This window comes from Allomuricauda sp. M10, from assembly GCF_020782875.1.
In the GTDB taxonomy this organism is placed as follows: Bacteria; Bacteroidota; Bacteroidia; order Flavobacteriales; family Flavobacteriaceae; genus Flagellimonas.
Genome location: NZ_JAJGBN010000009.1, coordinates 15,397 through 31,058, shown reverse-complemented (window position 1 = coordinate 31,058; position 15,662 = coordinate 15,397). Strand labels below are relative to the sequence as shown.

Below are 15,662 nucleotides of genomic sequence, written 5' to 3'. Positions count from 1 at the left end.
AAAGAAAATTATTTTAATAGGAGCCCTGGAAACTTTGTTTCCGGGGCTTTTTATTTCTAGTCGTCGAACACTTTCTTCAATACAAAAGAAAACAGAAGGTCTTTGTTGTAGCGTTCAATCAAAACTTTAACGCGTTTTCCTTCCTTCTCATTCAACATTTTTAGGATTTCCTGGATCTTATATCGATGCACTCCCTTTCCATTGATGGCCAAGATCACGTCCCCTTCTCGAAGGCCAGCTTCAGCAGCAGGACTACCGGCCCTGATACTGGATACGACTATTTCAGGGACCAAGCTAAGCTTTGTTCGGTTCTCTATCAAAATCTTGACGTTTCCGAAGGAAGAATCATCATCCTTTACAATTCCGTTGTTATCGGCAATACTTTCAGCGATGTAGCGTAATCCGTTATGTTGAAGTTCTATACCGGCCAAATTGTATTGGAAAGGCTCCTTGAAGTTGCCATTTTTGCGGAGCGTTACCTGGCCACGGGAATAATCGAACACCATATTGAAACGTTTCAACACTTCACCACCAACACTTCCATTTCGATCACCCAAGTTTTCAAACCCTCCGAAAAATTCTCGGTAAGGAAAGGCCACCTTGGCGTCCTTCAGTTCAAAATCCCCGATACGGACACCTCTGATCTTGGAACGCTTTCCAAAAATATCACCACTCAATCCCCTGCCCAGATGGTCTTCATAATTTTTGTCGGGCACCTCCAATCCGCGTTCAGGTTCATGAAAAAGCCATAAGGCATCGCTACTTCCTGTATCCACCAACAATTTTACCTTAATGTTTGCTGTATCCCGCATTAGAACGGTACCCTCAACATAGGCCTTTTTCCTTTCCACTACCAAAGGAATGGTCTGATCGTTCTTCTTTTGTCGGTATTCGTATATGTTAGGGTCGTGTAGTTTAATGTTCTTGGAACCATAATTGACTTCTACCACAAAATCGCGGAACAGATCATATCCCATGATACCATGCACAGGAATTCCCAACGATGTGGATAGATTGATATCCCGATCCAATACTACATAAAGGTCCTGAGAAAAATTCCTGGCATTGCCAAGTTTAAAAACATTCCCTTTGGAACTCAATGCTTTCATGGGTTCTCCATCACCCAATCCCCGAATGGTTACCTCGGAAACATTGTTGATGGGTACAGAATCCGATTCGGAAAGATTAAATAAAATGGGCTTGCTCACGCCTGAATCCAAAATGAAAGTCAATTCGGCCCCATTGATCTCTATAGGTACAATCATCAGGTTATTGATGAGTTCAAACCTGATTTTTTCGAATTTCTGCCCATTGGGCAAACCATATCCCTGCGCCAAAACAGTTATCGGCACAATTAAAAGAAGTATAAAAAAATATAGCATTTTTTTTAACATACTCACTTTTATAAGGTTATGTTTACTAAATATACAAAATTCAAAGAATGCCTCCACTGAATTTAACATTTTGATCGGCGAACAAATATTGCGCAATATGTTGTTTTCAAGTGTTGGTTTTCCCATTTTTGCGTAAAAATTTGGAAATGCCCAGTATCTCTAACAAAGGGAGGCACATGCCCGCCTCTCCCATCCGTAAATTGGTCCCCTATGCCGAGGCTGCAAAAAAGCGTGGCACCCATGTAATTCACCTCAATATTGGGCAACCCGATATCAAGACCCCAAAAGTGGCATTGGATGCGGTTCGCAACCACACCATTGAGGTTTTAGCCTACAGTATGACGGAGGGCTCCGAACAATACAGGGAAAAAATTGCGGCCTATTATGCCAAAAAGGACATATATGTAAACGCAAAGGACATTATTGTGACCACAGGGGGTTCGGAAGCGTTGAGTTTTGCCATGGGCACCATTATGGATGCCGAGGATGAAATCATTATACCGGAGCCATTTTACGCCAATTACAATGGATTTGCCACTGCTGCAGGCGTGAATGTGGTTCCGATCGTTTCCAGCATCGATACCAATTTTGCCCTCCCTCCCATTTCGGAGTTTGAAAAACTCATCACCCCAAAAACCAAGGCCATCCTAATCTGCAATCCCGGTAACCCAACTGGCTACCTATATAGTAAGGAAGAAATCATGCAGTTGGCGGAAATGGTGAAAAAACATAATCTGTTCTTGATCGCTGATGAAGTGTACCGTGAATTCACCTATGAAGGAAGGACCCATTATTCCATTCTACAGGTGGAAGGTTTGGAGGAACATGCCATTGTGGTGGATTCCGTTTCTAAAAGATACAGTATGTGCGGTGCCCGAATCGGATGTTTGGTTTCCAAAAACAAGGAAGTGATCCAAACGGCCTTGAAATTTGCACAGGCCCGATTGTCACCCCCCACTTTTGCACAAATTGCCAGTGAGGCTGCCTTGGAAACGCCCCAGGAATATTTTGATGCCGTGATCGAGGAATACGTTTCCCGAAGGAACATCCTGATTTCCGAACTCCAGAAGTTGGAAGGTGTAAAAGTAGCGGTTCCACAAGGCGCCTTTTACTGTGTGGTGGAATTACCTGTGGAAGATGCCGATGATTTTGCCCAATGGTTGCTGGAGCATTTTGAAGTGGATGGCAATACCGTGATGGTTGCCCCTGCCGCCGGTTTTTATGCCACTCCCGGACTTGGAAAAAATCAGATAAGAATTGCTTATGTGCTCGAAAAAGAGCAACTTGTAAAGGCGGTCCAGATTTTGGGCAAGGCCTTAACCAAGTACAACGCCCGGTGAATATTCTTGAAAACATATCCTTAAAACCGTATAATACCTTTGGTATCGATGCCAAGGCACGTTTTTTTGTTGATATCACAGGACTTGCCCAACTACAGAAAGTCTTGGAGCTTAAGGCATATCCCAAAAAATTCATCATCAGTGGTGGAAGCAATATGTTGCTTACCAAAGATATAGACGCCCTTGTGATGCATATCAATCTGGAGGGTATCAGCATTGTGGAAGAAAATGAGGACACTGTTGAAATCAAGGCCATGGCCGGCGAAAATTGGCACGGTTTGGTCATGTGGTGCCTTGAAAAGGATTTCGGTGGCATTGAAAACCTTTCGTTAATCCCCGGAAATGTGGGAACTGCACCCATACAGAATATTGGTGCGTACGGTGTTGAGCTGAAAGATGTTTTTGTGAGTTGCACGGCTATGGAAATGGCAACAGGTGAATTGATTTCCTTTGATAATGAGGAATGCAAATTTGGTTATCGGGAATCCATTTTCAAGAACGAAGCTAAGGACAAATATATCATCACATCGGTAAATTTAAGGCTTACCAAACATGACCATGCCCTGCATACCGGATATGGCGCCATTGAGGCCGAACTGCAGAAAAATGATGTCATTTATCCAACCATTCAGGATATTTCAAACGCCGTGATTACCATCCGAAGAAGCAAATTGCCCGACCCAAAAGAACTGGGAAACAGTGGTAGCTTTTTTAAAAACCCGGTAATTTCAAGAAAGGCTTTTGAAAAGTTCATCAAAAAAAATCCGCAAGCACCCCATTATGAAACTGATGATGACCAAATAAAAATCCCTGCCGGTTGGCTTATTGAGCAATGTGGATTTAAGGGAAAAAGATTTGGTGACGCAGGTGTACACGATAAGCAGGCTTTGGTATTGGTCAATTATGGGAATGCTACTGGTGCAGAGATACTTGCCCTATCCGAAAAAGTCATGAAAGAGGTTTATGATACTTTCGGGATTAAAATCCAACCCGAGGTGAACATCATAAAATAACCCCCGCACTTAGAACAGAAACGGGGGTTATACCAAACCAAACTAACCAAATTTATGTATGCAGTCAGGGCATTCAAACCCTCTAAATTCTTTTCAAATGGCTAAGTAGATAATCCTTTTTCTGCCTTAGCTTTGTTCTATATACGAGATAAACCCTATTTTAGATTTTTGTCCCCAAAAAAAATTACCAAAAGCGTCATACATGAGCACATTGATTGAAAGACATATTGTTTCACTACTGGCAGAAAAGGACGATAGGGCCATTTCACTGCTCTATGAAAACTACAGTGAAACGCTCTACGGTGTCGCTTTTAAGGTGGTAAAAGATGAAGATCTGGCCCAGGATGTATTGCAGGAAAGTTTCATTAAAATTTGGAAAAAAGCGGATTCCTATGACGCCTCCAAAGCCAAACTTTTTACCTGGTTGTTCCGCATAACAAGGAACACGGCCATCGATAAATTAAGAAGTATAAATAATAAAGCGGATAAGGAAGTCCAAATCGATGTTTCCAACGTATATAAAGTTGGAGTTAAGGGTATTGTGCCCGACCATATGGATATCCAAGATAATTTGGATAAGATCGACCCGAAGTACCGCATAGTATTGGAGGCCCTGTTTTTTGATGGAATGACTCAACAAGAGGCAAGTGAAGAACTGGACATTCCGCTGGGAACAATAAAATCAAGACTAAAAATAGGACTTAGGGAACTTGGAAAAATCTATGGCACAACAATGTCCTTGCTCTTAATCTTAAACTTACTGTCATGAAGGAAAAAGTAAAAATATTTCTGGAATCCGACATATTGGAAAAATATCTTATTGGTGATGCTTCTAAAGAAGAATCCCAACAAGCGGAAAGGTATATCGCCATGTATCCCGAGGTGAGGGAAACGTATGACGAGCTTCAAAAAAACTTGGAGACCTTTGCCAAAATGTACGCCAAAAACACCCCTGAAGGTCTGAAGGAAATCATCCTTGCCAGTGCCAAAAAGGAAAAAATGGTGAGCAAAAGGTTCTACCGTTACGCCGTTGCTGCCAGTGTCGCCATTTTGGTTTTCGCCGGGTCTTCCCTATTCTTCTGGAACCAAAACAAAAACCTTCAAGAGGAAAATACCTTGGTTTCCAACAAGATCAAATATTTGGAAGACAACATGAAGGACCAGTTGGAAGACATGAGGAACCAGTTCATCGTCCTGAACAACCCTGCGACCAAAAAATATGAGGTCAACGGTAAGCGTGAAGGAAAAGAGTTGAAAGCCATCGCCTATATCAACCCGGTCAAAAAATTGTCTTACATCAATGTGAGCAATGTTCCACAATTGCCAGAAGACAAATGTTTCCAAATGTGGGCCGAAGTGAACGGCGAATTGGTAAACTTGGGTGTTATCAAGCAATTGGACGAAAAGGACAAACTTTTGGCCCTACCCTATGCTGACAATGCCGTAGGCTACATCACCATTGAACCAAAAGGTGGCAATGCCGCTCCTTCTGTGGACAATATTGTCGCTAACATCGCCTATTAATAATCCTAAAGTAAAGGTAAACCTGCCCTTGCTTTACAAGGGTATTTTGTACCTTTGTACAAAAGTTGGATTATGAAGTTAGCACTATTGACCATTGGCCTGTTAGCACTTGCATTTGCTGGAATCGCAATTAAAATTTGGAGTAAAAAAGATGGGAAGTTTGCCGGAACCTGTGCAAGTCAAAGCCCCTTTTTGAACAAGAGTGGCGAAGCCTGTGGTTTTTGCGGCAAATTGCCTCATGAGCAGGAATGTAAAAAAGACTCGTTGCCCGAGTTGAACTGATCCATTACAATCATTAAGGACACCTTTATTTTTGGAGAAAACCGATAATTCCATACAAGAGACCATTCGCAGGGCAAAAGCCGGAAACCAAATTGCCTTCAGCACACTCTTGGATACTTTTTGGAACGATGTGTATGGTTTTCAGTTGCAGCGTACCAAGAATGAAAATGATGCGGAGGACATCACCATCAGGACCTTTTCGCGAGCATTTGATCGTCTCGAAACCTATGATTCAGCCTACGAGTTCAAGACTTGGCTTATCACCATTTCCAAAAACTTGCATGTAGACCTCATCCGTAAAAGAAAAAGGACTTTATTGGATGATGTGGATCCAAGGGGCGAGGAAGTCAAAAAAGTCTTGGACGAATCCCCATCCGTGGAAGACCAATTGATCATTGAACAAAACCTTGCCAATCTGTTGCAAGACATCAAAAAATTGAAACCCCATTACCAAAAGGTCATCAACCTTCGGTATTTCAACGAAATGAGCTATGCGGACATTGCCGTTGAACTCAATGAACCTGTGAACAACATCAAGGTAAAATTACTTCGTGCCAAAAAGTTGTTGGCAGAGATCATCAAAAAAAAGTGACCCAATTCTCAGGGTAAACTTTCCTTCCCAGTTTCGTATCTTTGTAAATCAAATTCCGTTGTATGAGCACAAACGTGGCAGAAAGCGTAATACCACCCAAAGGAAAACCAAAATGGCTTCGGGTAAAACTACCTACAGGTCAAAAATATACCCAGTTGCGTGGCCTTGTGGACAAATATGACCTACACACCATTTGCACCTCGGGCAGTTGCCCAAACATGGGAGAATGTTGGGGAGAAGGTACCGCTACTTTTATGATTTTGGGAAATATCTGTACACGTTCCTGCGGATTTTGTGGCGTAAAGACCGGAAGACCGGAAAGTGTGGATTGGGCAGAACCCGAAAAAGTGGCGCGATCCATCAAGATCATGAATATTAAACATGCCGTGCTTACCTCCGTAGACCGTGATGACTTGAAGGATATGGGATCCATTATTTGGGCCGAAACGGTCAAAGCCGTGAGAAGGATGAACCCAGAAACTACCTTAGAGACCCTTATCCCAGATTTTCAAGGAATCTCAACCCACCTGGACAGGATTTTGGCCGTTGCACCAGAAGTGATCTCACACAATATGGAAACCGTAAAAAGGTTGACCCGTGAAGTACGTATCCAAGCCAAATATGAGCGTAGTCTTGAAGTTTTGGACTACTTGAAGAAAAATGGAGCCAACCGCACCAAATCTGGTATCATGCTTGGTTTGGGCGAGGAAGAACATGAGGTCATTGCCACTATGGAAGACTTGAGAAAGGCTGATGTGGATGTGGTCACGATCGGACAATACCTGCAACCTTCTAAAAAACACCTTCCCGTAAAACAATTCATTTTACCGGAGCAGTTCAAAAAATACGAGGAAATTGGTCTTGAAATGGGCTTCAGACATGTAGAAAGCGGTGCCTTGGTCCGTTCTTCCTATAAAGCGCACAAGCACATTCAATAGTTCCTCCCCTTGTCATGAAAGACATCAGAATAGGCATAAACGGCTTTGGACGTATCGGCAGGACCCTTTTCAGGTTATTACAAAAACACCCGAACATACATGTGGTGGCCATCAACGATTTGGCAGATACCAAAACTTTGGCGCATTTACTAAAATACGATAGCATCCATGGCACCTTGGATGCCGATATTCAGGTACATGAAAATGTAATGGTCGTCAACGGGAACAAAGTGTTCATTCTCAACCATAGTCATCCCAAGGATATCGATTGGGCTTCCCATCAAGTAGACCTTGTTGTAGAAGCGACAGGAAAGTTTAAGAAGGAAGAGCAGCTTCAATTTCATATAAAAAATGGAGCAAAAAAGGTAATCCTTTCGGTTCCGCCCGAAGAGGATTCCATTAAAATGGTGGTTTTGGGAGTAAACGAAGAAATCATCAAGGCTGATGATGAAATTATCTCCAATGCATCGTGCACCACAAACAATGCCGCCCCCATGATCAAGGTCATCAACGAACTTTGCGGCATTGAACAAGCTTATATTACCACAATCCATTCCTATACTTCGGACCAAAACCTTCATGATGCCCCGCATCGGGATTTACGAAGGTCACGTGCTGCTGGGCAATCCATCATTCCCACCACAACTGGGGCAGCAAAGGCACTGACACGAATTTTTCCAGAATTGTCCAATGTTATCGGTGGATGTGGCATTCGTGTTCCGGTTCCGAACGGGTCGTTGACGGACATTACTTTCAATGTGGCCCGAGAAACCTCCATTGAAGAAATAAATGCTACCTTTAAGAAGTACGCCGAGCATGAATTGAAACAAATTCTTCATTACACAGAAGATCCAATTGTTTCCATCGACATAAACAATAGTTGTCATTCTTGTACGTTTGATTCTTTGATGACCTCCGTAATTGGAAAAATGGTGAAAATTATTGGATGGTATGACAATGAAACTGGGTATTGTTCCAGAATTATTGATTTAATAGCTTTGCTTATAAAGAAAAATTACATTTGATTTTGCGCTTGATACACAGTTGGATAGGCGTTAAAACGCTACTTCTATTGTGCATTTTCTTATGCACCCAAGCTATGCTTGCCCAAAATGATGCAAGTTCAACGGCAAAAGTCCAGGCCATTTTTGATCAATTCATGGAATATCGCCACCAAAATAAGGTGGCCCAGGCCATGGAAACGTTAGATGAGGCCGCCAACATTGCCGAAAGCAATGAGGACACCAAACTCTTGTTGGATACGTATCAGCAATACGCCCGTATTTTTTTGGAAGAGGGAGATAGGGAAACCGCCCTTCAGTACTGGGACAGGGCCAGCATTTACCTCAAGGACCAATCCTATGCCTATGCACAAGCTTTTCAATTGTACCTGGATGCCGCACTGAGATATGACGAGGGCAACAATTTTCAAGCCCTGAAATTATTGGATGAAGCCAGAAAAATCAGTAACAATAGAAACCTGAGCAATAACATCCTGTTGCTGGAGGCTTATATTTTCACCAACATAGAAAAATATGACGATGCAATCAAAAACCTGCATGCGCTCATTGTAAATTCAGACGACAAGGAAAGAGCCTATTTAGCGGCCAAAGCCAATCTGCAACTGGCCGTTATCAGTGTAAAGCTAAACGATTACGAAGAAGGTATCATCCATTCCAAAGCAGCACTTGAACTTTCCCAAAAACATGGGTTCGCCAAAATCATAAAGAATGCCAACGAGGAACTATCCGACATTTATGAGAAGACGGGGAATTTTCAACAGGCCCTCATTTTCAACAAAGGATTGGCCCAAATAAAGGACTCCATCTTCAATGTTGAAAAGGCAAAATTAGAGTCCAAAACGGCAGAAGATCTTCGGTATGACCACCTAACCAACGAACTGAACAAGCAGCAAGCCAAGATCGAGGAATTGAGCGAATCGAAAAACCGGTCCGAGATCACTGCGATCTTGACTTCGGCTTTCTTGACCATTATTTCGCTTTTGGCTGTCTCCCTCTTTAGGAACAACCAGATCAAGTTAAAGACCAACGACCTATTGTACACCAAAAACAAGGAATTGGAACTTGCCAGGGATGCTGCAGTATTGGCCATGGAGGCCAAGACCAATTTCTTGTCCACCGTTACCCACGAGCTGCGAACGCCTCTGTATGCGGTGACCGGACTCACCCATTTGCTTTTGGAGGAAAACCCAGCGGAACACCAAAAAGAACATTTAAAGTCATTGAAATTCTCAGGGGAATATCTTTTGAATTTCATCAACGATATCCTTCAGATCAATAAAATTGATGCGGACAAACTGGAACCGTTGAGCATTGAGTTCAAATTGCACAAGATCTTGAACGATGTTGTGGATTCCCTTCAACCCAATGCCAAGGAAAACAAGACCAAACTGATCTTGGACTACGATTCCAACATACCACAACAATTATTGGGCGACCCGATTAAACTTTCACAAATCTTCATGAACCTTGTGGGCAACGCCCTCAAGTTCACAAAAAATGGAAAGGTGGAGGTCATTGCCAAAATGTTGAAGAAAGACGAAGATCAGGTAAAACTGTATTTTGAAGTAAGGGATACCGGTATCGGAATTTCTGAGGAACAGCAAAAACACATTTTTGACAGTTTTGAGCAAGGTTCCATTCAGATCAACCGCGAATATGGCGGCACAGGTCTTGGACTTACCATTGTGAAGAGTTTATTGGGATTATTCGGAAGTACCATTCAATTGGAAAGTGAGTTGGACCAAGGTAGTTCGTTCTTTTTTGAAATGGACCTTAAATGTGACAACAAGGGACTGGATGAGATTTCCTTTCAGTTGGATCCTGAAGAATTCCAATTCAAGGGCTTGCACATTTTAATTGTGGAGGACAACAAGATCAATCAGGTGATCACCAAAAAAATGCTCACCAAGAAAGAAATTACCTGCGATATTGCCAACAATGGCAATGAAGCCATCGATTTGGCCAAGAGCAATACCTATGATGCCATTTTAATGGACATTCACATGCCGGGCATTAGCGGGGAAGAGGCCACCAGACAGATACGCAAGTTCAACCAGGATATTCCGATCATTGCCTTGACCGCCATTTCATTGGATGATAGTTTGGACAGTTTCTACGCCGCTGGCTGTAATGATGTGGTCACCAAACCCTTCAAACCGGAGGTGTTCTACCAAAAAATTGGCGAGAACGTACTTAGAAGCAAAATGCAAGGTTCCGTTTAGAACAACCTTTCAATGGATTTTTTTAAAATGGCATGGTCACTTTCTGAAAAATGGTGCGCCACTTCCAAATAATAAAGTCCATCGATCTTACCTTCCAAGCGAACAAAATCCTTTTCGGTGGTCAACACCAGTTGGTGCCCTTGAAAACTTTCAATATCCTTTGCTGAAAAATGGTGATGGTCCCCAAATTCGTAATGTTTGTATTGAATTCCATTGACACTCAAAAACTGCAATAAGGGTTTTGGTGAAGCAATTCCTGTGACCAAAGCAATTTCTTTGCTCTTTAAGGAATCCAGAGGTAAGGTTTGGCCTTTTCCATCAGCGACCGAATCCGCATAATTCAGACTGGCAAACAATACTTTTTGATGGGATTTGGGTTGAAGTTTACTTCCGATGGCATCACGTTCCGAAGCCGTCAACCCGGCCGGACATTTGGTGACAATAATAAGGTTGGCACGATCAGCCTGATTTTTAGCATCACGTAAATTTCCAGTAGGCAGGTACCAATCGTCCACATACAAATTATCGAACGCCGTCAATAACAAAGAAAAAGTTGGCTTTACCTTTCTATGTTGAAAGGCATCGTCCAAAACAACCACATTAGGTTTCACCAAGGTTTCCAATTGTTCCATGCCATTTCTTCTATCGGCGTCCACAGCAATGGCAACATCAGGAAATTTTCGGTGCAATTGAAAGGGCTCATCGCCTAAATCCAAAACAGTACTTTTGCGGGAAGCCAAAACAAAGCCCTCAGATTTCCGTTTGTATCCCCTGCTCAATACTGCTACACGTTCATCTTTCAACATTCGCAACAGATATTCGGTCATAGGGGTCTTGCCGGTTCCCCCAACACTAAGATTGCCCACACAAATAGTGGGAGTTTCATAAGTTTGAGAGGCAAAAACACCTTTATAGTATAAAAAATTACGAACATGGACTACCAATCCATAGATCAAAGAAAAGGGAAACGCTATTTTGCGGAGCAATTGCAGCATAGGACGAAAATATAATATTTTATCTTTAGCACATTAACATTTTAAGCATGACGGTAAAGGACATCACAAAAACTTTGGAAGAATTGGCCCCATTGGCACATGCCGAAGATTTTGACAACGTAGGATTATTGGTCGGTGACCCCAACATGGCAGTAACCGGAGTACTGGTAACCTTGGATACGCTGGAAAATGTAGTGGACGAAGCCATTACCAAAAAAAGTAACTTTATCGTAAGTTTTCACCCTATCATTTTTTCAGGTTTGAAAAAAATCACGGGGAGCACCTATGTGGAACGCGTGGTTCTAAGAGCCATCAGGCATAACATTGCCATTTATAGCATGCACACCGCACTGGACAATAGCAAAATGGGTGTGAATGCCAAAATATGTGAAGTGCTGGGACTAAAGAATCCGGAAATTTTGATACCCAAAAAAGGTACCATTAAAAAATTGGTCACCTATGCCCCATTGGCAGATGCCGATAAGGTAAAAACCGCACTTTTTGAAGCGGGCGCCGGGGATATTGGCAATTACAGTGATTGCAGCTATAGTTTGGAAGGTATTGGAAGCTTTAAAGCAGGAAACTTGGCCAACCCCACCAAAGGTGAAATTGGGCAAGTCCATTTTGAAAAAGAATCCCAGATCAATGTCATCTTTACCTTTGAGAAGGAAAAAAGCATACTTCAAGCCCTTTTCAATGCACATCCCTATGAAGAAGTGGCCTATGAAGTGGTGACTTTGGAAAACACCTATCAAGATATTGGAATGGGGATGATCGGAACGCTGGAAATGGAAATGGACGAAACGGAATTTTTGCTCCAAGTCAAGTCAAAAATGAAGGCCAGCGTAGTTCGCCACTCCCAACTCTTGAACAAAAAGGTAAAAAAGGTAGCCGTTTTGGGTGGAAGTGGCGCTTTTGCTATTTCAGCCGCCAAAAGGGCGAATGCGGATGTTTTCATTACCTCCGACATAAAATACCATCAGTTTTACGAAGCCGAAAACCAACTCGTAATTGCCGATATCGGGCACTTTGAAACTGAGCAGTTTACAAAAGATTTATTGGTTGATCATCTTACAAAAAAAATTCCTAATTTTGCAGTCTCTTTATCGGAGAGTATAACGAATCCCATCAAGTATTTATAAACATATATGGCGAACAAGAAAGAAAGCACCGTGGAAGAAAAATTGAGAGCACTGTACGATCTACAGCTTATCGATTCCAGGGTGGATGAAATCCGCAACGTTAGAGGCGAACTACCCTTGGAGGTACAAGATTTGGAAGACGAGGTACTTGGACTTAAAACCAGGTTGGACAAATTGAAAACGGACGTGGAAACCGTCAATTTTGAAATCACTGCCAAGAAAAACCTTATCGACGAATCCAAAGCACTCATCAAAAAATACAGTGAGCAGCAGAAAAACGTAAGGAACAGCCGTGAGTTCAACTCTTTGACCAAGGAAGTTGAGTTCCAAGAATTGGAGATCCAATTGGCCGAAAAGAACATTAAAGAGTTCAAGGCCCAGATCGAGCAGAAAAAAGACGTAATCACCCAGACCAAGGAAAAATTGACTGAGCGTGAAGGTCACCTTAAGCACAAAAAAGGGGAATTGGATGCTATCCTAGCCGAAACCGAAAAAGAGGAAAAGGCCCTTTTGAAAAAATCAGAGGAGTTTGAAGAGAAAATCGAAGACCGATTGATCCAAGCTTACAAAAGAATCCGTACCAACGTGAAGAACGGCTTGGCCGTTGTTGCTGTGGAACGTGGTGCTTCTGGAGGTTCTTTCTTTACCATTCCCCCACAGGTTCAGGTAGAGATCGCTTCCCGTAAAAAAATCATTACCGATGAGCATAGTGGCCGTATTTTGGTAGATCCACTATTGGCCGAGGAAGAACATGACAAAATGCAAGAGCTTTTTGCCAAAATCTAATTGCTTCCAATAAAATTAAAAAAGCCACCTAAAAGGTGGCTTTTTTGTTATGTGCCCGAGGAAATTATTAATTAAAAATGTCAGTTCGAGTTTTTCCAAAGGAAAAGTATCGAGAACTAAATAGAAAGTGACAATAGCCCAATTCTCGATACAATTTTCATCATTACAATCTAAAAATCACTCGAATTGACAAGTTACTTACTAGCCTTCAACAACTTTAACATCTTATCCTCCACCTCTTTGGAATCCCACTTATCGGCAATATTGGGAAGCTTCATGATCTTCTTCATGATGGCTTCTTGTTGATCGCCAATGGCAAGTGCTTCGGCATAGGGTCTATCCGAAAATGTGACTCTACTGTAAATAGGTATCCACTTATCCGGGTGTTTGGCTGCAAAATGTTTTTCAATCTTCTTTTGCAACAAAAATTTGGGATCAGCAGTTTTGCTGCTCATTTCAACAAAATTCCGGTAACTGAGTTCCGCAATAGCATCCGCATTGGGCTTTCTTTCCTTTTGATACACCGAAAAAATGGTTTCCCAATCATCCCCATATTGCTCCATCAATTCGTGAAGCACATAAATATCTTCAAAACCTGCATTCATTCCTTGTCCATAAAAAGGAACAATGGCATGGGCCGAATCGCCTACCAAGGCCACCTTGTCCCAATAGGTCCACGGATAACATTTCATGGTCACCATGGCACTGGTAGGGTTCTGGAAGAAATCCTTGGTCAGGTTTTCAATTTCCTTCCTAACATTGGGAAAATACTTTTCGAAAAATGCCCTAGCCTGACTCTCCGTGGCGATGCTTTCAAAAGAAACCTCTCCTTCAAAGGGTAAAAATAGCGTACAGGTAAAACTGCCATCCACATTGGGCATGGCAATCAACATAAATGCACCTCGGGGCCAAATATGAAACGAGTTTTTATCTAATTTATGGGTACCGTCCTCATTGGGTGGAATGGTAAGTTCCTTATACCCCACATCAATAAAATCCTGGGAATAATCAAACCTGCTGCGACGTTGCATTTTGTGCCGGACGCGGGAAAAGGCACCATCGCAGCCAAAAATAATATCGTACTGATATTCCTTCCACTCGCTTTTCTCCGATTCACCGGTATATATTTTTGCTCCTGGAAGATCTACATCCCATACTTTTTCATCAAAACGGAATTCGGTTCCTTCGGCTTCGGCCAAATCGATCATCCGCTTGTTAAGAATTCCACGGGAAATGGACCAAATGGCCTCCCCTTCCTTGCCATATTTTTGATAGTAGACGGGGGTATCGTTCACGTGCATGGCACGCTTGTCCATAGGAATGGCGATCTCCCTGATTTTTTCCGCCAGACCCACTTTTTCCAAGGACCGCCAGCCCCTATTACTCATCGCCAAATTGATAGATCGGCCAGAAAATTTAATGGTACGGATATCCGGTCTTCGGTCAAAAACCGTTACCGAATGTCCAAATTTTCTAAGGTAGATTGCTAAAAGGGAGCCCACCAATCCAGAACCGATGATGGCAATATTTTTTGGGGTCTGTTTCATAAATGCCTTCTGGGCCTTTTACGGTTAAGCTTCAAAAGTACGGAAATTTAACTTTTGTGGAAGACCAGTAACACAAGGCCAACATGCACAATCACTACAAAATTTATATAAAAAGACAGGTTTTAAGATTTTTTAACAGACAGCTGTCAACCTTGGGCCTGAATCTTGCCGTATATCTATTAAATAAAATATTCCGCTTCGGCGTCCATATATATGCAAAAAGTCCTTCCCAAAAACTTGAGAAGGACTTTTTCCCCTTTTAGGGTATTCCTTTTTTACTTTATGATACCGTCCACAATACCGTATTCCACGGATTCTTCGGCACCCATCCAATAATCCCTATCAAAATCCCTCATGACCTTTTCAAAGGACTGACCACAGTTGTCAGCCAAAATTTGGGCGCCTAACTCCTTGGTCTTGATAATTTCCTTGGCCTGGATCTCAATATTGGACGCCTGACCCCTTGCACCGCCACTTGGCTGGTGGATCATGACTCTGGCATGGGGCTGAATGAACCTTCTCCCTTTTTCACCAACGGACAACAAAATGGACCCCATGGAGGCGGCCAATCCTGAACATACCGTAGAAACCGGGCTCTTGATCTGTTTAATGGTATCGTAAATCGCAAAGCCGGAAGTAACATATCCTCCTGGGCTATTGATGATCAATTGAATCTCTTTATGGTTAAGGGAATCCAGATAAAACAAGTGATCTATGACATGCTTGGCAGAATCATCATCTACCATGCCCCATAAAAACACTTTTCGCTCTTCGAGCAATTTTTCTTGGATCAAATCCTGAACCTTTCCTTTTTTTGAACTCATTTTTTACTTGTTGTGAGCATCAAAAATAATCAAAATCCAAG

The 15,662-nt window shown here is 42.3% G+C and carries 14 protein-coding genes and 1 pseudogene; 11 read left to right on the top strand and 4 right to left on the bottom strand.

The window, feature by feature from the left end; all coding sequences use genetic code 11:
* Positions 1–56: 56 nt before the first annotated feature.
* Positions 57–1,382 carry a PDZ domain-containing protein gene (locus LKX84_RS17110; RefSeq protein WP_228238817.1) on the bottom strand — a complete coding sequence of 442 codons (1,326 nt, stop codon included), beginning with the start codon at positions 1,380–1,382 and terminating at the stop codon, positions 57–59.
* A gap of 158 nt (positions 1,383–1,540) precedes the next feature.
* Here LKX84_RS17110 and LKX84_RS17105 point away from each other — a divergent pair, with 158 nt between their 5' ends.
* The 9 genes from LKX84_RS17105 (at position 1,541) to LKX84_RS17065 (ending at position 10,327) form a co-directional block, all read left to right on the top strand.
* A complete protein-coding gene (locus LKX84_RS17105) occupies positions 1,541–2,734 on the top strand; it encodes a pyridoxal phosphate-dependent aminotransferase (protein ID WP_228238815.1) in 1,194 nt (397 codons plus the stop codon).
* Entirely contained in the window at positions 2,731–3,747 is a 1,017-nt protein-coding gene (gene murB / locus LKX84_RS17100) for a UDP-N-acetylmuramate dehydrogenase (RefSeq protein WP_228238809.1), read from the top strand. Before LKX84_RS17105 ends, murB begins: the two co-directional genes overlap by 4 nt.
* A 202-nt stretch (positions 3,748–3,949) precedes the next feature.
* Complete coding sequence (locus LKX84_RS17095) at positions 3,950–4,516, top strand: RNA polymerase sigma factor (RefSeq protein ID WP_228238805.1); 567 nt, start codon at positions 3,950–3,952, stop codon at positions 4,514–4,516.
* Entirely contained in the window at positions 4,513–5,271 is a 759-nt protein-coding gene (locus LKX84_RS17090) for an anti-sigma factor (RefSeq protein ID WP_228238803.1), read from the top strand. The genes LKX84_RS17095 and LKX84_RS17090 overlap by 4 nt, the downstream gene beginning before the upstream one ends.
* Before the next feature lie 72 nt (positions 5,272–5,343).
* Positions 5,344–5,553 (top strand): membrane or secreted protein, encoded by a 210-nt coding sequence (locus tag LKX84_RS17085; RefSeq protein WP_228238801.1) that lies wholly within the window; start codon positions 5,344–5,346, stop codon positions 5,551–5,553.
* A 31-nt stretch (positions 5,554–5,584) separates the two neighbouring features.
* A complete protein-coding gene (locus LKX84_RS17080; RefSeq protein ID WP_228238799.1) occupies positions 5,585–6,145 on the top strand; it encodes an RNA polymerase sigma factor in 561 nt (186 codons plus the stop codon).
* A gap of 62 nt (positions 6,146–6,207) precedes the next feature.
* The gene (gene lipA / locus LKX84_RS17075; protein WP_228238797.1) at positions 6,208–7,083 is read left to right on the top strand and encodes a lipoyl synthase; all 876 of its coding nucleotides are present in this window, start codon (positions 6,208–6,210) and stop codon (positions 7,081–7,083) included.
* 14 nt (positions 7,084–7,097) lie between these two features.
* Positions 7,098–8,108, top strand: coding sequence for a type I glyceraldehyde-3-phosphate dehydrogenase (gap, locus tag LKX84_RS17070; protein WP_228238795.1), 1,011 nt, complete (start codon positions 7,098–7,100; stop codon positions 8,106–8,108).
* Positions 8,109–8,182: 74 nt separating this feature from the next.
* A complete protein-coding gene (locus tag LKX84_RS17065) occupies positions 8,183–10,327 on the top strand; it encodes an ATP-binding protein (protein ID WP_228238794.1) in 2,145 nt (714 codons plus the stop codon).
* Here the strand turns inward: LKX84_RS17065 and lpxK are convergent.
* Complete coding sequence (lpxK, locus tag LKX84_RS17060; protein ID WP_228238793.1) at positions 10,324–11,322, bottom strand: tetraacyldisaccharide 4'-kinase; 999 nt, start codon at positions 11,320–11,322, stop codon at positions 10,324–10,326. The genes LKX84_RS17065 and lpxK overlap by 4 nt on opposite strands.
* A 47-nt stretch (positions 11,323–11,369) precedes the next feature.
* Between lpxK and LKX84_RS17055 the strand changes: the two genes are divergently transcribed.
* On the top strand, positions 11,370–12,464 hold the full coding sequence (locus LKX84_RS17055) for a Nif3-like dinuclear metal center hexameric protein (RefSeq protein ID WP_228238792.1): 1,095 nt from the start codon (positions 11,370–11,372) through the stop codon (positions 12,462–12,464).
* 6 nt (positions 12,465–12,470) lie between these two features.
* Complete coding sequence (locus LKX84_RS17050) at positions 12,471–13,250, top strand: zinc ribbon domain-containing protein (protein ID WP_228238791.1); 780 nt, start codon at positions 12,471–12,473, stop codon at positions 13,248–13,250.
* 194 nt (positions 13,251–13,444) lie between these two features.
* Here LKX84_RS17050 and LKX84_RS17045 read toward each other — a convergent pair.
* Both LKX84_RS17045 and LKX84_RS17040 read right to left on the bottom strand, forming a co-directional pair.
* A pseudogene (locus LKX84_RS17045) lies at positions 13,445–14,800 on the bottom strand (FAD-dependent oxidoreductase); the annotation flags it as partial.
* Positions 14,801–15,072: 272 nt separating this feature from the next.
* Positions 15,073–15,621: a ClpP family protease gene (locus tag LKX84_RS17040; RefSeq protein ID WP_228238789.1), complete on the bottom strand. Its 549-nt coding sequence runs from the start codon at positions 15,619–15,621 to the stop codon at positions 15,073–15,075.
* Positions 15,622–15,662 lie beyond the last annotated feature (41 nt).